We start from the raw sequence: 23,720 nt of genomic DNA, 5'->3' as shown, positions 1-23,720 counted from the left end.
ACTTTTAACGCCCGTGTTTCGTAGACCCGAGCACGGATTGAGCCAGGTTTCGGTTACTGGCTTTCTATGATCTTCCTGTTGGTTCAGCAGACCCAGGATTATCCCGATGTAAAACCATATTTCTTCCAGGCGGGATTTCTGCCAGGCGGGACATAAGTCCAAATTCGCTTCAAAAATTCAGGTATGCTGAACTTAATTTTCGGATACCCGAAATTTTAGGAGAGATGAATATGGATAACATTGCCAAGATCCTCAGCGATGCCGGACTGGAAAATCCTGCAGTAACTGAGTACGTAGCGTACTGGGCTGGAATTACCGAACCCGCTGCCATTGAAGTCATTTCCGCAAAGGATGACGATCGGCTCATCGCCGAAGGCCTAGACACCGGTGAGATCGCACCTGCGGGCGAGGGACTCTACTACTCCCGCTCCTACTACAAGGACACGGCGCGCAGCGAGGAACGCACCGTCGTCGCCACCCACAATCCGCAAGAAGCCGGAATCTACAACAACTGGCACGACGCCACGGAAGTAACTGCCCGGCAGCTGGAAAGCATGAAGGGCGCCTCCCGGGGTAAAACCATGTACGTGGTGCCCTACCTGATGGCACCGCCGAAAGCGCCGCTGGAAAAGTGGGCTCGCGGGGTGGAACTTACCGACAACCTCACCGTGGTTCTTCACATGATCCGCATGGCCCGGGTTGGTGTAGAACACCTGAACAATTTGGAAGATCCGGGACATTTTGTGCGTGCAGTGCACGTGACCGGCGACCTGGAGAACTTGGGGCAGGGCACCGATAAGGATAAGCGTCTGTTTGCCACGGTAGCCGACGAACGCACAATTTTGCACTTCGGTTCCTCCTACGGCGGCAACGCGCTACTTGGGAAGATCGCCCACGGTCTGCGCCAAGCTTCTTACGACGGCTGGGCTTCCGGGGAATTCCTTTCCGAACAGTTCATGCTGATCGGGATTAAGGATAAGCTCAAGGATCACACCTACTACGTGTGCGGCGGCTTCCCCTCAGCTTCCGGTAAAACCAACCTCGCTATGATGCTAGCCCCGGACGCCTTGGGCGAGCGCTACGAAGTTTACTTCTACGGCGATGACATCGTGTGGCTGCACGTTGGCGAAGACGGCAAGATTTACGGCATGAACCCCGAATACGGCGCGTTCGGCGTGGCAAAGGACACCAACTGGAAGTCTAATCCCACCGCCATGGACGCCATCAAAGAAGGCTCTAAGACGCTCTTCACCAACGTCGCTTACAACCCCGAAACCCAAGAGCTGTGGTGGGAAGGAAAGACCCCGGATTACCCCGAAGATGTTACCGGATGGCTGGATTGGAAGGGCGAAAAGATTTCCGACCGCCCGGCCGATCGGCAGCGCTCCGCAGCCAAGGGCGACGAGTGGGCACACCCCAATTCCCGCTTCACCACGTCTTTGGCTAACGTGCCCAACGTGGCCCCCGACTACGAAGAACCGCAAGGTGTGCCAATCGACGCCATCATCTTTGGCGGGCGAGTAAAGGACCGGGAGCCACTTATCCGGGCAATCACCGACCTAACCGAGGGCGTTTACGACGGCTTGACCCTGGGCGCCCAGGCTACTTTCGCGGCCGAGGGCAAGGAGGGCGTGCTGCGTTACGATCCGATGTCGATGCGCCCCTTCATGTCCTACCCCGAAGGGGACTATGCGGCCCACTGGTTGAAGATAATTGGTTCCGCGAAGGAACAGCCCATTTTTGCGCACGTGAACTGGTTCCAGCGTGATCCGGAAGACGGTCACTTCCTCTGGCCTGGCTACCGCGACAACCTGCGGGCACTGCTTTGGCTGCTAGATGTTAAGGAAGGGCGCGCTGAGGGCGTGCAAACGCCAGTAGGTATTTTGCCGAAAAAGGAAGAGCTGAATCTTGATGGTTTCGAAGGTGACGACGCCGATCTGGATAAGCTTCTTTCCATCGACGCCGAACTGTGGAAGAAGGAGATGAGCTACCGCCGCGAACACCTTGCACAGTTCAAGAATCTACCTGAGCAGATCTGGGCCGCGCACGAGCGCATAGAGCAGGCGTTTAACGCCTAATCGGCCACCCGGTTTCGCACTAGCGACGGGTGGAATTCCTCCAGGCGGGTTAATTCCAACGGGCAGCTACAATTCCTGTTGGGATTAACCCGCCACTTTTGTACTAACGGGTCTGCTGAAGGCAAGGGGGCAGATACGGGTCGCATGACTGTAAAAGAGCTAATGTTTGAAGCCGTCACCCAGTTTTCTGGGAGACGGCTTCAAAGGGTGAAATGCTATTCGCTCGACAGTCCAGTAGTAATCCTTACTGGCGCGCATTGCGGATATGTGAGCCGATTGCTCCCACAGCAAGGCCTACGAGTGCGATCGCAAGGTAGCCCCAAATGTTATCGCTACTGGTTTGAATGTTCTCTGGTGGTGCAGGAGTGTTTTCTGCAGTGAGAACGCTTTGGGTGTCGCGGCCAGAGGTAATGTTGTCGATCCATTCGGCGGTGCCTGCAACGGTGGTGATTGCAGCACTAGGGGAGGGAAGGTCCGGATCCCCATTGGCAGTTCCAGCGGCGGTAGCAAGTCCTGCAAGCTTTCCGTCGACAAAGAACGGGCCACCAGAGTCACCACCCTGCATGCCAGCTCCAGAAACTGACTGCACATCCAAGATAGAGGTTTCGATCCTAGGCTGTATGGAGTTGTCGGCTGGGCCTTCCGACATCCCCTCAGGATGAGGCTCGGTTTGGCCAGTTTCTGTCATTCCAGGTTTTGACTGTGGAGCCTGTGGCGGGGCAGTCTCTGTAGACGCATCAGCACCGGTAGGTGCCGTGGAATCGGAAGGAGTTTCGGGAGCACTCGGCGTGTCAGAACCGGAAGGCGCGCCACCTAGTAGCTCTTTGACAACCATTGTGGCCATTGGTAGCTGTCCAGATCGTGCCATTGACGAGCTGCTACTCCAACCGTAAAGAGTTCCCGTCTGCCCTGGGGTTGGAATATCGTGGGAGATTTTTGCGGGGGTTGCGTTAGTCACTTTCTCAGTCAGGTGAAGTAACCCCGCGTCAGATGTGGGCGAAAGAGCCCAGGAATCAGCGTTGTAGACCTTTCCAGCGATGCGTGCCTGGGTGCCTTCATTGTTGACTGACTCTAGACAGTGGCGGGCTGTGAGTACCCACTGGTCGGCAACGAGTGTGCCCGTGCAGTCACCAAAGCTACCGATTTTGCCCATTTTGAGCGCGGCAACGGAACTGCTTTCCGCATTTTCTGGCGCCGGCTCGCCATATTCGAGTGCGAGAGCCGGAGTGGCAGTCATGAGCAGGGTGGCGCTGACAATGGCAGCGACCGAAAAAAGTGATTTTTTCACGGTTAATTCCCTTTCTGAGAAGGAACAATGGCCTTGATCGTGGTGGCAACGAGTTTCTCAGCAGGACCCTGTCCTACAAACTTCTTCCACAGGCTGGCTGCGATGAGGAAAAATACGATGAAACCGATTGCTGACACAGTGGAATGTAACGCGACGTTTTGCTGCCAGTAGAAAGCGGTAAGAATGTGCAGAATGTAAATGGTTAGCGACATTGTTCCCATGGCCGCGAAAGGATAGGCCACGATTCGAGAGTGGTCTCCTACAATCAGGCACAGGTGAATCACTACGGCTGCAACGGCAACGGCGAGGATAACTTCGCCTAGGACGCCGGTGTGACCGGTAAAGCTGAGCCAGCTGGGAATGTTTGGGTCAAATCGGAAGTAGATTCCGATACCAGCGATGACAACGCTGATAGCGGTTACGATCCAGCTCAGTCGAGTGTGAGGGGTGCTGTTCGCATCGGGGGTGCGCTGTAGTCGGCCGCGCAGGTACACATCGAAAAGAAGCATGCCACCGATGAAGTATGCAATCCATGCCAATAGCGGATAAATCTGTGGCAGTTCGATGGGGGCGTACACGATTGTTGCGGCGATTGTGGTGGCAATAAATAGAGCGAGCCTCCACCACGTTCCCAATGCGGGCATCCAGGAAACTAGGATCATTACCAGGCCCATTACGATGAGGACCACTTGGATTTGTCCACCCACGGGCAGTAGTGCCAGGCCGATGAGGATGATTAAAGCGCCTCGGGCTATCAGCCGCAAGAAAGTGGTGCTGGTGTAGTTTCGTCCAATAATCATCATCGTCACGCCGGCGATGACGGCAAATAATGATGCGGGTAGGCCAGAGAGTATTACTTTGGTACTCCAAAGTAGCGAGGCCATGTGGATAACTATCATTCCGATGATCGCGAGTGAGCGCGCTACATCAAGCCCCACGATTCGTGAAGGTTTAGACACTCAGTTCTCTCCTTTACTCATACTTTAGAGAACTGTTCTTTTGGTTAAACATGCTCCCTAAAACCGACGTGTCACAAATGACTATCTATAAATAACTGCCAAATCTGGCAAAATATTTAGAGAATTCTGAGTGTCTTCTGGATTTTATTTTGACAGTTTGCGATAGCAAATCGAACGCGGGATTCCATGACACCAGTAGGCGGTTGCCATCCACAACTCAGTTTTGATCTTATGAAAATGTGTAGAAGATGCTTCTATTCAAGGCTGATCTTGGCATGGAAGAAAGCGTGATGCCGTGATGGATTTGCTTACGATTTCGCCTCAGGTTCTGCATACGAACCGTTGGTTTCATTCATGCGGGTTAGACACCCAGGGGAGGGGGGGAGTTAAAAGCTCCCGTCTAATGCGAATATTTAAAGTAGCTGGGGCGTGCCAAAAGGCACGCCCCAGCGCTATGTGATTGTTGAAGCTTGCCGGACGCGACTAAGCCGGAACAGCACAGCTATCTATATAAACGGACGTAGCCACAGAGGATGTTCCCCTGTGGCTACGTCCGTTGTATTTCAGCGGGTTACACCTTAACTAAAAGGTGGCTTCACCGTGCAGCTGTGATCGATTCCTTAGCAGCCGCAACAACGTGGTCAGCATCGATTCCGTATTCCTTGAACAGGAAGTCACCGGGTGCCGAGGCACCGAAGTGTTCGATGGAGACTGCGCGACCTGCATCGCCAAGGTAGCGGTACCAGGGCAGAGCGATACCTGCTTCGACGCTAACGCGAGCCTTGACGGCCGACGGTAGAACCTCTTCGCGGTATTCTGCATCCTGCTGCTCGAACCAGTCGAGGCAGGGCACGGACACGACGCGAGCCTTCACGCCTTCACCCGCGAGTGCTTCGCGTGCTTCGAGTGCCACGGAGACCTCGGAACCGGAAGCCATGATGATGACGTCCGGGGTGCCCTCGGTGTCAGCGAGCACGTATGCGCCATGGACGAGGCCGTCAGCGGTGGCAAGCTCGGTGCCTTCACCGCGTGCCGGGTTCGGCAGGTTCTGACGGGAGAGAACCAGGGCAGCCGGGTGACGTTGCTCGAGGACTGCTCGCCATGCAGCTGCGGTTTCGGTTGCGTCGCCGGGGCGAATCACTGCGAGGTTCGGGATTGCACGGTAGGAAGCGAGGTGCTCGATTGGCTGGTGGGTCGGGCCGTCTTCGCCAACGCCGATGGAGTCATGCGTCCACACGTAGGTGACGGGCAGATCCATGAGGGCTGCGAGGCGGACAGCACCACGCATGAAGTCGGAGAACACGAAGAACGTACCACCGTAGGGGCGGGTGAGGCCGTCGGCTGCGATGCCGTTCATGATGGCGCCCATGGCGAATTCGCGGACACCGAAGTGCATGTTGCGACCGAATTCGTTGCCCTGGAATGCGTCGGAGGATGCGCCTTCAGGCAGGAAGGAGGGCTGGCCCTTCATGTAGGTGTTGTTCGAACCTGCAAGGTCAGCAGAACCACCCCAGAGTTCCGGAATAGCTTCGGCGATCGCGTTGAGGACTGTGCCCGATGCTGCACGGGTTGCGATTGCCTTGCCAGCTTCGAAGGTCGGCAGTGCTTCTTCCCAGCCTTCGGGGAGCTTGCCGGACTGCAGACGCTCAAGAAGCTCTGCGCGCTGGGGGTTCGCTGCCTTCCATGCCTCGAAACGTGCGTCCCAATCCTTGCGGTATTCGGCGCAACGCTTGGCAACATTCGCACGTGCAGCTTCGACTGCCTCAACGTCGACGTCGAACATCTTCTCCGGGTCAGCTCCGAGGGCTTCCTTGAGACCGGAGAGTGCTTCACCACCGAGCTTGGAGCCGTGGATGCCACCAGTGTTGGTCTTGCCGGGGGTCGGCCAGCCGATCAGGGTGCGAACTGCGATGATGGACGGCTTGTCGGTGACAGCCTTGGCAGCGTCGAGTGCCTCGGAGAGGGCTGCGACGTCTTCGGTGTAGGAGCCATCTTCCTGCAGCCAGTTGACGCGCTGAACGTGCCAGCCGTAGGCCTCGTAGCGTGCTAGGACGTCTTCGGAGAAGGCGATCTTGGTGTCGTCTTCAATGGAGATGTGGTTGTCGTCCCAGATGAGGGTCAGGTTGCCGAGCTTCTGGGTGCCTGCAAGCGAGGAGGCTTCAGCGGAGACGCCTTCTTCGAAGCAACCGTCGCCAGCGAGCGCGTAGACGTTGGTGTCGAAGACGGATTCGCCGAGGGCAGCTTCCGGATCCAGCAGGCCGTGCATACGTCGCGATGCCATTGCGAAGCCGACGGCGGAAGCAATGCCGGTGCCGAGCGGGCCGGTGGTGATTTCGACGCCCTTGGTGTGGCCGTACTCCGGGTGCCCCGGGGTCAGGGAGCCTGCGGTGCGCAGGGTCTTGAGGTCATTGAGCTCGAGGCCGATGCCTGCTAGGTAGAGCTGGACGTACTGGGTGAGTGAGGAGTGACCTGCCGACAGGACGAAGCGGTCTCGGCCGAGCCAGCGATCATCCTTCGGGTCAATGTGCATGTGGCGCTGGTAGAGCAGGTACGCGGCCGGTGCGATGGAAATCGCAGTGCCTGGGTGTCCGGATCCTGCCTGTTCAACGGCATCTGCCGCAAGAATTTTTGCCGTGGTCACTGCACGGTCATCAATTGTGTCCCACTTGAGTGTCACTTCGGCCTCCAGCCGGGTTAGGCCCCATCATTGGGGCATTCTTTTTACGATTGTTAGTTTAGCGAAAGAAAAATCGAAAAGTTGAGGGGAAAGTCTGCTCACTTGTGCACGTGTCGCTGGCAATTGTTCTCCCTCAGATACGCGCCTACTTGAGCAGATGGACTCAACGCCTCGATAGTGTCTCATTCGAGCCTCGCCCTCGTCTTCGATTCACGAGGCTGCCCACCGGTGTGGGAACACGCGGGCGTTCGTAGGGCGGGTATTTGCGGGTCTAGGGTCGGAGTGCCACTAGGCTGAGTGCGTGAGCGAAATCGGTGAGTACATTGACGAGTGGCTTGGCTATTTGCGGGTTGAACGAGGTTCGTCGATCAACACGGTTTCCAACTACAAACGCGATATTGAGCGCTATCGCTTAGACCTTGAAAGTCACGGGTTGAGCGACCTGAAAACGATCACGTCTGCTGATATCGAACGTCACCTCGCCGACCTGAGCGCAGGCACGCTGAGTGGCAAGCCAGCGGCGGCCTCGTCAATTGCGCGGGCAAGTGCTGCGATTCGTAGCTTCCACACATTTGTTTCGGCGACCAGCCCCGACATTCATAATCCGGCCGCTCGCATTACTTCGCCGAAACAGGGGAGTCACCTTCCTCACGCACTGTCAGTTGAGCAGGTGAGCGCGTTGCTTGACGCTGCCCGAGTCGGAGATGACGTGATCAGCCTGCGCGACAGTGCGCTGTTGGAATTGCTCTATGCGACAGGAGCGCGCGTTTCAGAGGGTGTCGGTCTTGCACTTGATGATCTTGACCTTGACGAAGAGCTTCCCGTTATCCGCCTCTTTGGTAAAGGGCGTAAGGAACGCATTGTGCCCCTCGGCTCGTACGCGAAAGCGGCAATCGAGGCGTACATTGTGCGCTCCCGTCCTGTGCTTGCCCAGCGCGGGCAGGGGAGTCCCGCTCTGTTTTTGAATTCACGAGGCCGGGCGCTTTCACGTCAAAGCGCATGGGAAATAATCCAGCGCGCCGCAGGCAGGGCTGGGATTGATGAAGACGTTTCACCCCATACTTTGCGCCATTCATTCGCAACGCATTTGTTGGAAGGTGGAGCATCGATTCGTGACGTCCAAGAACTGCTTGGTCACGCATCAGTGCAAACAACCCAGATCTATACACGAGTCACACCAACAACATTGAAAGAGGTCTACCAGCTGGCACATCCGCGAGCGAAGGCCACCCACGCGAACTAGCGAACATGAACTAACATTGAGGTGTGACGAAAGACGTGCAGCCAACATTGAACGGTGACATCGCAGATGACACCGAAGGTTTTCCGATTCCAGCACCCCTGAACGGACATGGTCCGGCCAGGGTGATTGCCGTATGCAATCAAAAAGGTGGTGTCGGCAAAACCACCACCACAATTAACTTGGCTGCAGCTCTTGCCGAATACGGTCGAAAAGTACTGATCGTCGACCTTGATCCCCAAGGTGCCGCATCCGTTGGTCTTGGAATCAATACCTTGGACATGGATTGCACGATCTACAACCTGTTGCTTGACCCCAAAGCAGATGTCCGCTCCACTATCTGCCACACCTTGCTTGACGGCCTCGACATTATCCCCGCCAACATCGACCTGTCAGCGGCAGAAGTCCAACTGGTCAACGAAGTGGCCCGCGAATCCGCGCTGGCGCGCGTCATCCGTCATATTGAAGACGACTATGACGTGATTTTCATTGACTGCCAGCCGTCGCTGGGTCTGCTTGCAGTAAATGCCCTGACTGCCGCGCACGGCGTGATTATTCCCGTCGAAACCGAGTTCTTCGCTCTTAGAGGCGTTGCCCTTCTTGTGGACACCATTGAAACTGTCCGCGACCGCATTAATCCGCGTTTGAAGATCGATGGAATCATCCCGACGATGGTCAATCTGCGCACCTTGCACTCGCGTGAGGTTCTTGCTCGCCTCGACGAGAGATTCGGTGATCTTATCTACACCACGCATATTGCTCGTACCGTGAAGTTCCCTGACGCATCGGTCGCAACCGAGCCGATTATTACCTACGCGCCCAATCATCCCGGTGCTCGTGCATACCGTCGTCTTGCACGTGAGGTCGTAGCCCGTGGTGACGCCGCCTGAGCCCAGCGCAGTCGAACAGGGGGCGATAGATGATTTCCGTGTCACCCTGGACGTTTTCGAGGGGCCATTTGACCTTCTCCTTCAGCTGATCACGCGCAAACGTCTTGACATTACTCAAATATCGCTGGCCGAGGTCACCGACGAGTTCATCGCTCATATGCGGATCTTTCCAGATCTGTCTCGTACTACCGAATTCTTGGTCGTCGCGGCGACACTTCTCGATATCAAAGCAGCGTCACTTTTACCACGAACTGAAGCTGACCCAGATATCGCATCTGAAGACCTAGAGGCACGCGACCTCTTGTTCTCACGCCTGTTGCAATACCGTGCTTTCAAAATGGTGGCAGCTGACATTGAATCAGTATTGGATGACAACGCCGGCTACATTCCTCGCCAGGTTCCGCTTGAACCCCAGTTCGCAGCCCTCCTCCCAGAATTAAAGTGGGAGGTTCGTCCGAACGACCTGCTCAACGCCGCGGTCCGCGCATTTACAACCGTCGAGCCTGAAGTGGTCACCACGCACCTTCATGACCCGGTCGTTCCGGTGCGCGAGCAAGCACGTGTTGTTGCAAGCAAATTGAAACACTACTCTCGCCTTACGTTTGCCGATCTGGTGGCGGACGCCGAGTCGCGCGCCGTCGTCATTTCCAGGTTCCTTGCCGTTCTCGAGCTGTTTAGGAGGCGTGCGCTCGAAGTCGCTCAAGACGAACCGCTTGCAGAACTCATCCTGACCTGGACGGGCACTGACGATACAGACATTGACATTGACGAAGCAGAATATGGGGCTCACCTCGACAGGGAACAGGAGACGAGCAATGACTGATACCGGTGAAATGTCAGGCTACGAAGAACTCTTCGCGCCGCTCGAAGCTATCCTGATGGTCGCTCCAGAACCCGTGGATGTTGGCGACCTAGCTGAAGCTCTCCACGTCAATCCCCAAACAGTGTATGACGCCCTTTGCGCCTTATCGGCCTCGTACCGCGGAGAAAACGGGCAGAGAACGGCAGGTTTCGAACTACGTCAAACTGGGGGAGCATGGCGAATCTACTCCGCGAGGCGCTGGGCCAGCCTCGTTGGGCGCTTCATTGTGGGCAGTGCGCAGTCGCGTCTGTCACAGGCAGCACTGGAAACTTTAGCCGTCGTTGCCTATCGCCAGCCAATCTCAAGGTCGCGTATCTCGCACATTAGAGGCGTGAACGTTGACGCCGTAGTGCGTACGCTTGTAGCTAGAGGTCTGATCGAAGAAGTCGGTGAGACAGATTCGGGCGCGCACCTGTACGGAACGACGCGCGAATTCTTAGAAAAGATGGGTTTTAAATCCCTGGATGACCTGGTGCCCTTGGCACCGTATTTGCCGGACAGCGATGAGCTGGACGAACTGGAGGAACAGCTGTGAGGAACGATCCCTACATTGAGGGCGGTATTCGCCTGCAGAAGGCACTGTCTCAGGCGGGAATCGCTTCGCGGCGCGCTGGCGAAGAGATGATCGCGGACGGACGTGTTCAGGTCGATGGTCAGGTTGTGCGTTCCCAGGGCATGCGCGTTGATCCAACGAAGCAGGTCATTCACGTTGACGGTGAGCGCGTGTTCTTCTCAGACACGAAGCCGATCGTCCTGGCAATCAACAAGCCCGTCGGCGTTGTCTCCACGATGTCTGACCCCGAAGGTCGACCGACTCTCTTAGACCTGATCGCAGACTACCCGGAGCGCCTGTACCACGTCGGTCGACTCGATATCGACACATCCGGCCTTCTGCTACTGACGAACGATGGGGAACTCGCGAACCGTCTGACCCACCCCTCGTACGAAGTCCCGAAGACCTACGTTGCCCGTCTGCACGGTGAAGTGAAGCCTTACATTCGTCGCACGTTGCTTGACGGAATCGAGCTGGAAGACGGTCCGATTGCCGTTGACTCTTTCCGCGTTGTCGACACCTACGGTGACATCACGACCGTTGAGATCGTTGTTCACGAAGGTCGAAACCGCCTGGTTCGTCGCATGATGGACGAGGTTGGCTTCCCGGTTCGTGAACTCGTGCGCACCGCATTCGGCCCGATCCACCTGGATCGCCTGCAACCGGGCACCACACGTCGCGTGAAGGGCAACGCTCTGGTCGCTCTGTACTCTTCCGTGGGTCTCTGATGCCCACTCGGCCTATCGCCACAACCGGCCCGATCCTGATTATTGGATCGGGCTTGCTGGGCGCTTCGCTCGGATTGAATCTCCGCGCGGCAGGTGTCGACGTATATCTCGAGGATTCTTCACCAACTTCATTGCGCCTCGCGCAAGATATCGGTGCTGGCTTCCCATTTTCCGAGGCCAGCGATGTCACACCCGCCTTGGTTGTTGTGGCTACGCCACCGGATGTTGCAGACGTCTGCGTAGTCGGGGCCTTGCAACGATTCCCGTCCGCGTTCGTTACGGATGTTGCTTCAGTAAAGAAGGCCGTTGCACAGGGGGTGCTTGAAGCTGGCACTGCAAAGGGCGATCCAACACTCGCTTCACGCTACGTTGGTTCGCACCCTATGGCAGGTCGTGAGCGATCAGGCGCCGGCGCCGCCGATGCTGACCTGTTCTACGGTCGCCCCTGGGTTGTCGTCGCACACGAAACCTCGGATCCAACAGCAGTCCTCGCCGTGCGCACTCTGGCAACTGACGTCGGATCTGTTCCCTACGAAATGGATGCGTCGACTCACGATGAGTCGGTGGCGCTTGTCTCGCATGTACCACAGTTGGTGTCGTCCCTGATCGCCGCACGTCTTGAAGAGGCACGTTCTGAATCAATGAACCTGGCGGGGCAGGGACTACGTGACACAACCCGTATCGCTGCCTCGGACCCTCGCCTGTGGACCGCGATTCTAGCCGGTAATGCCGGACCTGTTGCCTCGATTCTTACAGCTTTGCGCTGTGACCTCGATGATCTGATCGTTCACCTGGATGCTGCGAACCAGCGCGGCCCCCTTCGCGGTGGCATCGTCGGAGCCGTTAACCGCGTTATGGAAGCAGGCAACAGGGGAGTGTCGCGTATTCCTGGCAAACACGGTGGAGCCCCCAGTCGCTACGGCGAACTCGAGGTGCTGATTCCCGACACGCCCGGTGCTCTCGGCCGACTTTTCAGCGAGCTTGGCGAGATTGACATCAACATTGAAGACCTTGTGCTCGAACACTCTGCTGGTCAGCAGGTGGGCTTAGCTCGAATCATGATTGATCCGGCGCGCGTTGGTGAAGCTGAGGCTGACTTGGAACGTCGCGGATGGCGACTCATCAACTACTCAAACTGAAACATGGGTATGGAGGACACAATGACTTTCACTGATGACTCTCGACGCGACGCTATTAGCCACGTTGGCATCACTATCGCCATCGATGGTCCCGCAGGGTCTGGTAAATCAACGATCTCCAAAGCTCTTGCCTCACGTCTGGGCATTGGCTATCTCGATACTGGCGCGATGTACCGCGCACTCACGTGGTATGCGCTTGATCGTGAGATCGATCTTGATGATCAGGAGAGAGTCCGCGCTCTGGCTGACGAAATGCCACTGATCATGGACTCTGATCCGGTCAGCCCAGTTTTCCATATCGGCGCCACGGACGTGACAGCGGCGATCCGTGAACCTCGTATTGCGTTGGCCATTCCGAAGGTGTCGACGAACCTGCCGGTTCGAAAGTGGATGGCGAGCGAACAGCGCCGACGCATGATGGAGGCCCGCGCTAACGGTTCCGGCATGATTGCTGAAGGGCGAGATATTACGACCGTTGTCTGCCCCGATGCTGACGTGCGAGTTCTTCTTCTTGCTGACGAGGAAGAACGCCTCCGTCGACGCACATTGGAACTTCACGGGAAGGTCACTGACGAACTTTTGGAGTCTGTCCGCGACCAAGTGGGCAAACGAGACGCTGCCGATTCCAAGGTTTCTGAGTTCATGACACCGGCCGAAGGCGTAGATGTCGTCGACTCTACTGCTCTGGGAATTGATGGTGTCGTGGAGGAAATCCTCAAGCTGATCGACGCTGATCTTGTGTCGAGGATGTGACAAAAGCCGTTTTATTGTCGTGGGACTGCTCCCAAGTGGAATTTAATTCCACAAGTGGGCTATGATCGTCAGGTCGATAAAATGACAGTAAAACCGAATACGGGCTATGGCGCAGTTTGGTAGCGCACTTGACTGGGGGTCAAGGGGTCGTGGGTTCAAATCCCGCTAGCCCGACAAAAAGCCCGGAATCTCAACGATTGAGGTTCCGGGCTTCGTCGTTTCCTCCCCGATCTCATGTTGAATCTCATGGTGAGATTCCGCCCGGAATTGTTTAATAGCAATTCCGGGCTTTTTCTTCTCGCTTGATCTCAGCCATCGCGGTCGGCCTCGTTGCTTACGTTCACGAAGCCGAGCACATGACTGTGACGTTCTTTCTGATCTCGTTCGATTTCAAAGCACACAGATGTGGCCGGCTCGGCGGCCTCGTGCCACCCAACCGGCCACATCACGTGTAAGCCGAAACGTCAGCTGACGTACCCAACTTCCGCGGGAGTCTTACCGATACGCTGGGCGATCAGTTCTTTGTCCTCATCGGTTGCAAGATCACGTACCCATTCGACGTAGGTCGGAGTATCGGAGTAAATCTCCTGCTTGAACGGGTTACGACGCAGTTTCACGATGCGATAGGCATGGCGACCGAACACAATGATGTTCGCAACCAATGCAGCAAACGAGATGATGAACATCGCGTATGGATTGTGCGCACTGCGGTGAGCGAACATCGAATCCTGCATGAAGTGCGGGAACGTCAACACCACCGCAGACCAGAACGTCAGCGTGTACGCACGATACTGGATCCACGCGCCCTTACCGAACTTCATAAACGCGGGAATCGTACACGAGGCAAGCAACGCGATTGCCGAGTACCACGCTCGGTCTGCAAGACAGTTGTACACGTAGGCAACATTCCAAATGTCGTACGCAATAATCCAACCGATCGTCAGATCGCCCCAGATTAGCCCCCGTTCCTTGCCCTTCGACACGAAGATACCGATCCAACCGGAAATCGCGAGAAGGTTCAAGATGCCAGCGATGCCGTTCATGATGTTCCACGGACCACCCCAGGTCACCATTCCCTGAGAGGGATCAATGCCGTGAATGAAGTAGCACTGGAAATCGCGAACAACAGCCTCGGCAATGTTGACGCTAAGCAACAGTGGGGGGATCAGTAGATACCACTTGTTGTGTCGTAGCTTCGGGAAAACCTGCAATGCAACCAAGCAGAGGCTACCAAGCAGAGCCGAATACTGCTTCACAATCGGGAACCAGCCTGCGGAGTTCGTCCCAGCGGTCGAATGAGGCCACCAGAAGATACTCAGCGATACTGGCACCACGATGAACAGAGCAAGAACGACCCACATGTTCCGCTGGGCAAGCCAGGCGGCGAATGCGAGGGCAGCGATGACGATCAACAACATCACATAGTCCCACCATTCTCCCTTCTCAAAGAAGAAGAGGGTCGCATAGTCGGGAGGCGTGATGTTACCCATCACTTGGCCTCCTTACCCCAGTTGGGCAAGTAGGTCTTTTCCATCTTCTGACGGATCTGCTCGTTCCAATCGAATGCGGGTTCGCTCCATCCATCGAAGTATTCGGCGTCAACCTCGTGCTCCCATGGGGTTCCCGGTCCTACTGGTGGCCAGCTGGGATCTTCGGTAACGGGCATACGAATCTCAGCAACTGCAGGCGACTTACGGCCGTATCGGAACCACTGTGTGTACGTTTCGTCGAACAGGGGAGTCCCGTCGTAGCGACCAGCTGGAGTACCGGACTTGAAGAACTGGCCGCCAAGCACTCCACGCATGAACTTGCCGGTGTGATGCTGCTTCTTACGGAACTCCAAAACGCGCTTCACGTAGATGTTCTGCATGTGGGTCATGCATCCGCCAATAAACTCGATATTGACCCAGTTCAAGGCCTTCATGGCAACTGAGTCAGGTTCGTATCCGATACGCCAGTGATTGATCAGACGCGTGCGACCGCCCTCAAGCGGAACGACGTAGAAGCACCATGCTGCTGCGAAGTGGGTCATTCCAGGGAAACGGAATGCGTAGGAGCCAGGTGCCTTTGGCGGATTCTTGGTGTCGACCCACTGGACCATGTATTTGCCGGGGACAATATCGGCCCATTCCATTGACATTCCGTGGTAATCGAAGGCGGCGATATCGCCGGGCATCATGGAATCTGGCTGTTGGAATTCTTCTTGAATTTCGTAGGAATTAAAGAAGGGGAGTCGAGCAAATGTTCTTTCTAAGAATTCTGAAGAAAATGAACCACTCTTTTCCGCGCCGATTTGTTTGAATAATCTCCATACTGCGTAAGCGGGGGCTTCAATTGTAATAGCGTAGGTTGAAGAATAACCATTATCGTAATTTGCGTCGATTAAATCGTCGCCCGGATAACGCCATGCTTGTTCTTCCGGAGTTGCTTTGCCGCTGAGCTGGCTGAAGCCATACATCCCGCTCAGGACCCCTAAAGCCCCCAGACCGATAGCGGTGCGAAGGCCACGTTTCGACGAATTCTTTGACATTCTTCTTCCTCTCGTCAAGGCCCAGTTGTGGGCAAGTGGAGGAGATAAATAAAACCCCGGCCAAAAGTCCTAAGCGTCTTTGCTAAAAAGAACTTTCTGCGGAATTATAAATCCCTCTTTGGGGCAATCTCGCTCCGTGTTTTTTCTTGTTCACTAGACTAGCTGAATAACTACTATCCCGTCTGTGTTTCAAGGAGGAAACTGATGGAGTCACTTTGGCTGTGGGAAATTGGCTCCCCGAAGGTCTATGCACTTTGGCTAGCGGTATTCGTCGCTCAGATGCTTGTTGCTGAGATCAACCGGCGGTGGAACTGGACCATCTTCGTTATCTGGACGATCGGTGGCATTGCACTTATGCCCTATGCTTGGATTCACGGCACACCAATGGTCGGTTGGTTCCCATTCGGCAAATACGCCATCATGATCCTTACTGCAACAATGACCGGAACCGTCCTTGTCTATGCGAAGAAAAATCCGCAAAAGGCGCACAAATACGCTATTTGGCTGGGTGTTGCACTCTGGATCGGTCTCGCAGTCAACATCATGGAAGCCAATATCCGTGACCTCACCATCTATTTCAACGCGGACACCTACTATGCGTGCGGAGCAGATTGGCAGTGCCTGAAACATGTCAATGACACTCACACTCTCGATATGATCGCGGGCCTTCCGGAAGCCAGGGGCGTGACCGCCGAACTCCATTCACAAGCATGGTACGAAGCAGTCGCGTCGAATCTTTCCGCTCGCCATATCGGTATTGATCCAGAAACCGGTTTTAGAACTATTGGTGGCTACTGGAACCTGATCAGCGCGGCAGCTGGCTTGCTCAACATCATCACAATTACCGGTCTAGGCAAGATCATCGCCACATCGCCAGGCAAGCAGAAGGTTCGTGGCCTGATCTGGGTTGACATGGTGTGGCCGTGGGTTATTGCCTACGACCTGTGGAACCATGCTTTCCTCTACAACTCGCTCGCTGACTACACCTGGTACTGCACAGCAGCCCTTCTTCTGGCATGTACCATTCCCGCCTTCACATGGGCAAAGGGCCAGTGGATTTGGTTCAGGTGCTTCACGTTAGTGTTCTGGATTTCTATGAACACATTGCTACCGGAAATCCTCGTTCCACCAAACTCCACCTTTAACTTCTCCACGATGGATCCGAACGCGAACATCATCTGTGCAGTCCTTGCATTGATCGCGAACGTTGCCCTGTTCGTCTACTGGCTCTACAAGATCGTTCGCTACCGCCGCAATCCGATCACCGGTGTTTTGTACCCCGAGCTCAGTGAATTCAAGACGATCGTTCGCACCCACTGCGATGACAGGGACAAGTACTTCCTTGTTGATCGCATTCCTGAAACCCCAGCAGAACTCGGCTTCGAACCCGATTCTCCAAACCCTCCAGCTGACGGTTATGTGTCATACATGCCGTGGTGGGGAGATAAGGACCATCGCTACCCGAAGGCTCGAACCGAGCGCTGACTATCATCAGCGTTCGTGTGCTACAGCAGAGTTTGGGGGTGTTATCGTCATTGATGACACCCCCAAACGAATTTCATGGTGGTGTATTTAGTCTGACGCTGGAGCAGGAATCCCGACATAGCGAGGCCTGAGTACGGGCTGGGGGACATAGGTTTTTGCGTCAATTTCTTTCTCAAACGTCAGAAGGTACTCTTTGGCTTCGCGCCCGCCAGCGTAGTCACCATATGATCCGTCTTTTCGCGTGATCCGATGGCATGGAGCAAGGATAGGCAACGGGTTATGGGAACAGGCTGACGCAGCCGCGCGATGAGCTTTCTTATTACCTGCAAGCAGTGCCAGGCCTGAATACGGCAATGTCGTACCGAAGGGAACCATCGTCAATTGTTGGGCAGCGCGCGCATAGAATCCCGAGATCAGGGACCAGTCCAGTGCAAGATCGAAAGTCTTACGCTGGCCAGCGAAATACTCTTCAATCTGATCGATGGCCTCAAACAGTTCTTTACTGTCTTCGACCATCTCATCATTCAACGAGTGTGCGACATTACGTCGTACTGTGGCGAAGTCTTCGCATTCGAAGGCAACTCTGACGATGCCTTTGCCGGACTTGATGAGCATCAGGTCGCCAATGGGGGAAGAAAGTGTTGTCCAGTGAAGCATCATTACTCCTTGGGTGAGCTCAACAGCGAATGGTACGAAACAGACTTTATGCACAAAGTCAACCCCGTGGTAGTTATCCACAGGGTTGACGTGTAAAACGAGTTGGTTCAGTGCCCGTTACTTGCGGCGGCGTTCGCGAACGCGCATACCGATCTGAATCGGAGTTCCTTCAAAGCCGAATTCCTCACGCAAACGGCGTTCAATGAAACGGCGATATTGCGGGTCAAGGAAACCCGTTGTAAACAGGACAAAACGCGGGGGACGTGATGACACCTGCGTGCCAAAAAGAATACGAGGTTGCTTACCGCCACGTAGCGGATGCGGGTGGGCGGCAACGAGTTGGCCGAGGAACGCGTTCAGCTGACCTGTGGGGATACGCGTTTCCCAACCGGCAAGAGCCGTGTCGAGTGCACGCGTAATTCGGTTCGTATGCCACGCGGTCAGAGCGGACACGTTGATTCGCGGAGCCCACTGGACCTGGACAAGTTCGCGTTCGATTTCGTTCTTCAGTTCGTTCTGGCGGTCTTCGTCAACGAGATCCCACTTGTTCGTGACAATCACCAGTGCACGACCAGCATCAACGACCTGCTGAACGACGCGAATATCCTGTTCTGTCAGTGGCTGGGAGCCATCGAAGAGGACAAGAGCAACTTCCGCCTTCTCAATTGCTGCCTGGGTGCGAATCGACGCGTAGTAATCAGCACCGGTCGTACGGTGCATCTTGCGACGAATACCGGCGGTGTCAACAAACGACCAGAGGCGCCCATCAAGCTCAATGAGTTCGTCGACAGGATCGCGGGTCGTGCCAGCAAGTTCGTTGACGACAACACGTTCGGCTTGCGCGAGCGCGTTGAGCAGAGAAGATTTGCCGACATTCGGGCGTCCAACAAGTGCGATGCGACGAGGCCCCCCCTGAGGCAGTGCGCTTGCCACGGCGGATTCATCGGGCAGAACATCCATGATGGTGTCCAGCAAGTCGCCGATACCGCGGCCGTGGAGTGCAGAAATCGGGTGGGGCTCACCCATTCCGAGGCTCCACAGGTAAGCGGCGTCGGCTTCTTGTTGAGGAGAATCAACCTTATTTGCTGCCAGAATCACCGGCTTGCCTTTTGATCGAAGCATCGTAACGATGCGTTCGTCTGAAGCGGTGACGCCAACGGTTGCGTCAAGAACCAGAACGACGGCGTCGGCAAGGTCAACGGCAATTTCTGCCTGCTCAGCAACCGAACGGTCTAGACCTTTAACGTCGATTTCCCAACCACCGGTGTCGACGACTGTGAAGTCGCGACCTGCCCATTCGGCGGGGTAGGAGACCCTGTCGCGAGTAACACCGGGAGTGTCCTGAACGACAGCTTCGCGACGACCAATAATGCGGTTGACCAGCGTTGATTTGCCGACGTTCGGGCGTCCAACGACGGCGAGAACCGGTAGACCGGCGAGTTCTTCTTTACGCTCATCGAAAGAAGCTTCACCGTCGATCAGTGCAAGATCGTCCTCGTCAAGCTCGAATTGAGCAAGAGAGGCTCGCATGTGCTGAGCGCGTAGCTCAGATTCTTCTTCGGCGGCTAGGTCCTGATTCAGGTTCTCGTCATTCACCCGTTCATCTTACGTGGCATCACACCCATAAGCGGTGTCAGCCTTGCGCTCACGCGCAATCTCACACGTTCTTAGATGTGCGAACGAACGTCGTAGTAGAGCACTTCGCGCGATACGGGAACATCGTTGTACTCGTGTTTAATGCCTTCGAAATCTTGATACCACTCCGAGCCTTTGCCGGTGATAATCACCGTGTCACCTGGCTGGGCTGCCAAGATTGCTTTGCGCACTGCATCGCGACGGCACGTCTTAATTTCTGTTACATCGTGCATGTCCGGACGTACCGAAGTAATACCGCGCAACAGATAGTCGCGAATAGACTGCGGGTCTTCAGTACGTGGATTTTCGTCGGTCACCCACAAGACGTCAGCTTCTCGTGCCGCGATTTCGGCAAGGTATTCACGCTTTGATGCGTCACGGTCTCCATCGGTACCGAATACGATATGAAGCTTTCCATTCGTCAGCTCAGCTGTTGAGCGCAGAGTCCACTCAAGAGCCTCGGGAGTATGGGCGTAGTCGACGATGACGAGTGGTTGATTATGAGGCTTGGGATTAATCATTTCCATGCGCCCTGGAACCTGCTCCGCCTTTTCAATGGCGGCGATGACTGCATCCACGTCATAGCCAAGCTGAACGGCAGCAACAATGGCGACGGCAGTGTTCTGAACGTTCACTTCACCAAGAATCGGCATTGCAACATCATGCCCTGCGCCATTCGGATCCACCAACGTAAAGACCGTGCGACCGATCGAACGGTCGGGGTGAGTATTTTCAACGTGCCACTCGGCTTCGTTCGAGCTCAGCGCGGCAACGGTTGTCACCGGTACTTCAGCTTCGCGGGCAAGACGCTGGCCCCACTCGTCATCGACGCATACAACACCGCGTCGTGAGTGTTCTTGAGTAAACAGCGACTTCTTCGCGACGAAGTAGTTCTCCATGTCGCCGTAGTAGTCGAGGTGATCGTGTTGCAAATTCGTGAAGCCGACAACGTCAAACACAATGTCGTCAACGCGCTCGAAGCTCAGAGCGTGAGAGCTTGTTTCAATAACCGCTGCGCCAAGTCCTTCTTCCAGTGTTTGGGCAAGGAAGCGCTGGATGACAGGGGATTCAGCCGTAGTCTGATCGGAACGGAAACGTAGGTTACCGATGCGTGTTTCGACGGTTCCGCAGATGGAGGGATTCGGAAACTCAACGCCCAGAGCTGCACGCATGAGGAACGACGTAGTGGTCTTCCCGTTTGTGCCGGTCACGGCCATCGTCTTCAACTTTGTCGCAGGCTGGCCGTAGAGAGTTGCGGCTATAGTCGCTGCGCATCGACGAGGATCCTTAAGAATAACGATCGGCAGTCCGACTTTCTGATCGATTGCTCGCTTCGCTCCCTCGCTATCCGTGACAAGGAGGGTTGCACCAGCCTCGGCTGCCGCGTGGGCAAAACGAACTCCGTGCTGGGTGAGCCCAGGAATAGCGACGAACGCCCAGCCTTCTTCGCAGTCGTTCGAGGAAACGGTAATGCCCGTGATGGTAAGCCCGTTTGGATCCCTGAGAGGATTTCCCAAGGCGTCGCACACTGAATAGGAACCAACGTTGGCCAGAGCAATCGGAACACTAAGTGGCACAACTGAGGGGCGAATATCTACGACTGAGCTCATGCCTCATACTGTAGCGCCGGATAGCGAAACGCTTACAATCGCTTCTCGAAGTGTTTAAGAACGCGCCGTAAACTACGGTTATGCACGTCCTATCCCGCGATGAAGCCCGTCAACGTTCACACGCAATCGACCTTTCGACGATGAAGGTCAATCTTGATGTGCGCGGTGGGGATAGCCAAGACAATACCGAGTTTGTGGTTACGTCCACCTTCACCCTGACTTCCCACGCGGATTCCACCTTCGTCGACATCGCAGGCCAGGTTACCCGGCTCAGTGTGAATGGCGAGGCGCGAGAGATCACGCAAAATGACGAGTGTCTGGCCCTCAGTAGCCTGCCCGTCGATACTGAGTGCACGGTTGAGGTTCAGGCGCGGTGCCCGTATTCACACTCCGGTGAAGGTCTGCATCGATACATTGATCCAGAAGATGGACGCGTTTACCTGTACACGCAGTTTGAACCCCAAGACGCTCACCGCGCATGGCCATGCTTCGACCAACCAGATTTGAAAGCCGAGTGGTCATTCATCGTCGATGCACCGGAACACTGGGTTGTTGCCTCCAACGGAGCAGAGCTACATACCGAACCCATTGAAAACGGCACACGACATGTCTTTGCTCGAACGCGCCTGTTGTCCAGCTACATCACCGCCGTCGTTGCCGGTGACTGGGCTGTCATTGACGGAGGTACGTGGAGTGGGGGAGCAAACGACGGTCAGAAGATTGACGTCCCACTGCGCTTGATGTGCCGTTCAAGCTTGGCTCAAGCGATTGATTCCAACGACATTCTTTCCGTTACGCGCGCTGGCTTGGACTTCTACCACCAGCACTATGGCATCACATACCCTTGGGGCAAGTACGATCAGATCTTCGTTCCCGAATACAACTTGGGAGCCATGGAGAATCCGGGATGCGTGACCTTTAACGACTCATACCTCTCACGTGACACCCCGACCTTCGCCCAGCGTCAGCGTCGAGCAAACACGATTCTTCACGAAATGTGCCACATGTGGTTTGGGGATCTTGTGACACCTCGATGGTGGGACGACCTCTGGTTGAAGGAGTCATTCGCCGAGAATCAGGGTGCCCTGGCAGCAAGCCGAGCAACCGTGTACACGGGGGAGAGGGCCACATTTGCTGCAGGTCGCAAAATCTGGGCCTACGAGCAAGACCTCATGCCTACAACTCACCCGATCATTGCTGACATTCCCGACGTTGGCGCAGCCAAGACCAACTTTGACGGCATCACCTATGCCAAGGGCGCTTCGGTACTCAACCAGTTGGTAGCAACCGTCGGCGAAGAAGCCTTCTTTGAAGCCACGCGAATTTACTTCCAACGCCATGCTTTCGGATCGACCTCATTCCAGGACCTCGTCGACTGTTTGCAGGAAGCAACGGGCAAAGACTTATCCCACTGGGTGTCCACGTGGCTTACTACCTCCGGTCCTTCGAAACTCGTTCCTCACTTTGATATCTCCCGTATTGGTAGCGTCACCAATTTCCAGATCACGGATGAGTCTGAGTCAGATACGACTCGCCCGCATCGTTTCGATGTCACAACGTGGGCGATGAAACGCGATCAGCTTCAGATGACGCATCGTTTTGAGCTGACAATGGAAGGTCGATCCCAAGAGGTTGATCCCGCGGGGCTTCTTAGCCAACCAGCCGGTATTACGGATATGGATCTACTCGTCGTCAATGACGGCGATCTGACGTATGCGGTCACCTACCTCGACGATCGCTCAGCATCCAATGCGCTTGCCTTCATTTCGGCATGTCCCGACCTGATGACGCGATGCGTCGTGTGGGGCGCCCTGTTCAACGGTGTCCGTGACTGCCGCTTGAACCCCAGTGACTTCGCTCTTGCAGCATTCCGTCATGCAGAAAACGAAGTCGACGAGACACTTGCGGATCGCTTGTTGGAGCTCGGTCGCATTACCCTGGGCACCTACGTGCCAAAGGAACAGCGTGCCGCGATTGCGACAACGGTAGGAAGGCTTGCGCTACGTCTGTCGCGTGAGCACGCCACGGATCGTAGTCGCGCATGGTTAAAGACCCTGTTCTTTACCTATCCGATGACCGATGATCCCGCGATTAGTCAGACCGTGGAATCGTATGCGAATACTTTGACCAGCGAGATCGTTTGGACAGCTCGTACTGTCATTGCTGCTTCTGGTTCGATCGGACGCGATCGTATTGAAGCATGGCTCGCCACTTCCCCAACAGGCGAAGCAAAGACCGCATCAGAACGCGCAATTGCAGCTCTGCCGTACGAAGAAGAACGTGAGGCCTCGTGGTCGAAACTCTTCGTTGACGGGATCGCAAACGACACACTGAGCGCAATCCTCGACGGATTTGCTGCATCCTCGTGGCAAGGCTCAAGCTTCATTGACCGCGGTCTTGGCTCACTTGAATACTTCTGGAATACGCACTCGATTGCCCTGTCGATTCGCTACATCAAGGGCCTTCTTTCGCTCCCGGTTTATGCCGACAGTCCCGAAAGCGTCGAGGACCATATTGATCGGGTGAATCGTTGGCTCGGCGAACACGAGAATGCAGCATGGCCGTTAAGACGTCTTCTCATTGAGCATGTTGATTACGCATCTCGTGCAATTAACGTACAACGCACCTGGATGTAG

General features: G+C 55.5%; 18 protein-coding genes and 1 tRNA gene. 11 read left to right on the top strand and 8 right to left on the bottom strand.

Annotated elements, in window-relative coordinates:
- Positions 1–230: 230 nt before the first annotated feature.
- Positions 231–2,078: a phosphoenolpyruvate carboxykinase (GTP) gene (locus tag AC5RE1_RS09200; RefSeq protein ID WP_493938749.1), complete on the top strand. Its 1,848-nt coding sequence runs from the start codon at positions 231–233 to the stop codon at positions 2,076–2,078.
- Between the two features lie 244 nt (positions 2,079–2,322).
- Here the strand turns inward: AC5RE1_RS09200 and AC5RE1_RS09195 are convergent, their stop codons facing one another.
- The 3 genes from AC5RE1_RS09195 to tkt form a co-directional block, all read right to left on the bottom strand.
- Positions 2,323–3,366, bottom strand: a complete 1,044-nt coding sequence (locus AC5RE1_RS09195; RefSeq protein ID WP_103633761.1) for a trypsin-like serine protease — start codon at positions 3,364–3,366, stop codon at positions 2,323–2,325.
- A gap of 2 nt (positions 3,367–3,368) precedes the next feature.
- On the bottom strand, positions 3,369–4,325 hold the full coding sequence (locus AC5RE1_RS09190) for a DUF418 domain-containing protein (protein WP_103633760.1): 957 nt from the start codon (positions 4,323–4,325) through the stop codon (positions 3,369–3,371).
- Positions 4,326–4,920: 595 nt separating this feature from the next.
- Entirely contained in the window at positions 4,921–7,002 is a 2,082-nt protein-coding gene (tkt, locus tag AC5RE1_RS09185; protein ID WP_493938746.1) for a transketolase, read from the bottom strand.
- Positions 7,003–7,303: 301 nt separating this feature from the next.
- On the opposite strand from tkt, the gene AC5RE1_RS09180 reads away from it, so the two are divergent.
- The 8 genes from AC5RE1_RS09180 to AC5RE1_RS09145 all read left to right on the top strand — a co-directional run bounded on the left by AC5RE1_RS09180 (position 7,304) and on the right by AC5RE1_RS09145 (position 13,341).
- Positions 7,304–8,245 (top strand): site-specific tyrosine recombinase XerD, encoded by a 942-nt coding sequence (locus AC5RE1_RS09180; RefSeq protein WP_285067427.1) that lies wholly within the window; start codon positions 7,304–7,306, stop codon positions 8,243–8,245.
- A 23-nt stretch (positions 8,246–8,268) separates the two neighbouring features.
- A complete protein-coding gene (locus AC5RE1_RS09175) occupies positions 8,269–9,132 on the top strand; it encodes a ParA family protein (RefSeq protein WP_040318539.1) in 864 nt (287 codons plus the stop codon).
- Positions 9,116–9,955: a segregation and condensation protein A gene (locus AC5RE1_RS09170; protein ID WP_179369642.1), complete on the top strand. Its 840-nt coding sequence runs from the start codon at positions 9,116–9,118 to the stop codon at positions 9,953–9,955. The genes AC5RE1_RS09175 and AC5RE1_RS09170 overlap by 17 nt, the downstream gene beginning before the upstream one ends.
- A complete protein-coding gene (gene scpB / locus AC5RE1_RS09165; protein ID WP_285067430.1) occupies positions 9,948–10,529 on the top strand; it encodes an SMC-Scp complex subunit ScpB in 582 nt (193 codons plus the stop codon). The genes AC5RE1_RS09170 and scpB overlap by 8 nt, the downstream gene beginning before the upstream one ends.
- Entirely contained in the window at positions 10,526–11,275 is a 750-nt protein-coding gene (locus tag AC5RE1_RS09160) for a pseudouridine synthase (RefSeq protein WP_006681035.1), read from the top strand. Before scpB ends, AC5RE1_RS09160 begins: the two co-directional genes overlap by 4 nt.
- Positions 11,275–12,414, top strand: coding sequence for a prephenate dehydrogenase (locus AC5RE1_RS09155; RefSeq protein WP_006681034.1), 1,140 nt, complete (start codon positions 11,275–11,277; stop codon positions 12,412–12,414). Before AC5RE1_RS09160 ends, AC5RE1_RS09155 begins: the two co-directional genes overlap by 1 nt.
- A gap of 21 nt (positions 12,415–12,435) precedes the next feature.
- The gene (gene cmk, locus AC5RE1_RS09150; RefSeq protein ID WP_179369641.1) at positions 12,436–13,167 is read left to right on the top strand and encodes a (d)CMP kinase; all 732 of its coding nucleotides are present in this window, start codon (positions 12,436–12,438) and stop codon (positions 13,165–13,167) included.
- Positions 13,168–13,267: 100 nt separating this feature from the next.
- A tRNA-Pro gene (locus AC5RE1_RS09145) sits at positions 13,268–13,341 on the top strand.
- Positions 13,342–13,631: 290 nt separating this feature from the next.
- Here AC5RE1_RS09145 and AC5RE1_RS09140 read toward each other — a convergent pair.
- Positions 13,632–14,657, bottom strand: coding sequence for a DUF5692 family protein (locus AC5RE1_RS09140; RefSeq protein WP_006681032.1), 1,026 nt, complete (start codon positions 14,655–14,657; stop codon positions 13,632–13,634).
- Positions 14,657–15,625: a hypothetical protein gene (locus tag AC5RE1_RS09135; RefSeq protein WP_373273800.1), complete on the bottom strand. Its 969-nt coding sequence runs from the start codon at positions 15,623–15,625 to the stop codon at positions 14,657–14,659. Before AC5RE1_RS09135 ends, AC5RE1_RS09140 begins: the two co-directional genes overlap by 1 nt.
- Positions 15,626–15,901: 276 nt before the next feature.
- Between AC5RE1_RS09135 and AC5RE1_RS09130 the strand changes: the two genes are divergently transcribed.
- On the top strand, positions 15,902–17,182 hold the full coding sequence (locus AC5RE1_RS09130; RefSeq protein WP_103633753.1) for a DUF5692 family protein: 1,281 nt from the start codon (positions 15,902–15,904) through the stop codon (positions 17,180–17,182).
- An 87-nt stretch (positions 17,183–17,269) separates the two neighbouring features.
- Here the strand turns inward: AC5RE1_RS09130 and AC5RE1_RS09125 are convergent, their stop codons facing one another.
- The 3 genes from AC5RE1_RS09125 to AC5RE1_RS09115 form a co-directional block, all read right to left on the bottom strand.
- Complete coding sequence (locus AC5RE1_RS09125) at positions 17,270–17,842, bottom strand: methylated-DNA--[protein]-cysteine S-methyltransferase (protein WP_285067432.1); 573 nt, start codon at positions 17,840–17,842, stop codon at positions 17,270–17,272.
- A gap of 114 nt (positions 17,843–17,956) precedes the next feature.
- Entirely contained in the window at positions 17,957–19,435 is a 1,479-nt protein-coding gene (gene der, locus AC5RE1_RS09120) for a ribosome biogenesis GTPase Der (RefSeq protein ID WP_103633751.1), read from the bottom strand.
- 71 nt (positions 19,436–19,506) lie between these two features.
- On the bottom strand, positions 19,507–21,084 hold the full coding sequence (locus AC5RE1_RS09115; protein WP_006681027.1) for a UDP-N-acetylmuramoyl-L-alanyl-D-glutamate--2,6-diaminopimelate ligase: 1,578 nt from the start codon (positions 21,082–21,084) through the stop codon (positions 19,507–19,509).
- 80 nt (positions 21,085–21,164) lie between these two features.
- Between AC5RE1_RS09115 and pepN the strand changes: the two genes are divergently transcribed.
- The gene (gene pepN, locus AC5RE1_RS09110) at positions 21,165–23,720 is read left to right on the top strand and encodes an aminopeptidase N (protein WP_493938740.1); all 2,556 of its coding nucleotides are present in this window, start codon (positions 21,165–21,167) and stop codon (positions 23,718–23,720) included.

The sequence above is a fragment of the Actinotignum sp. usb-actsch-rep-73 genome, from assembly GCF_059082735.1.
Note: the sequence above shows the minus strand (reverse complement) of the source record. Positions and strands in the feature narration are given on the sequence as shown.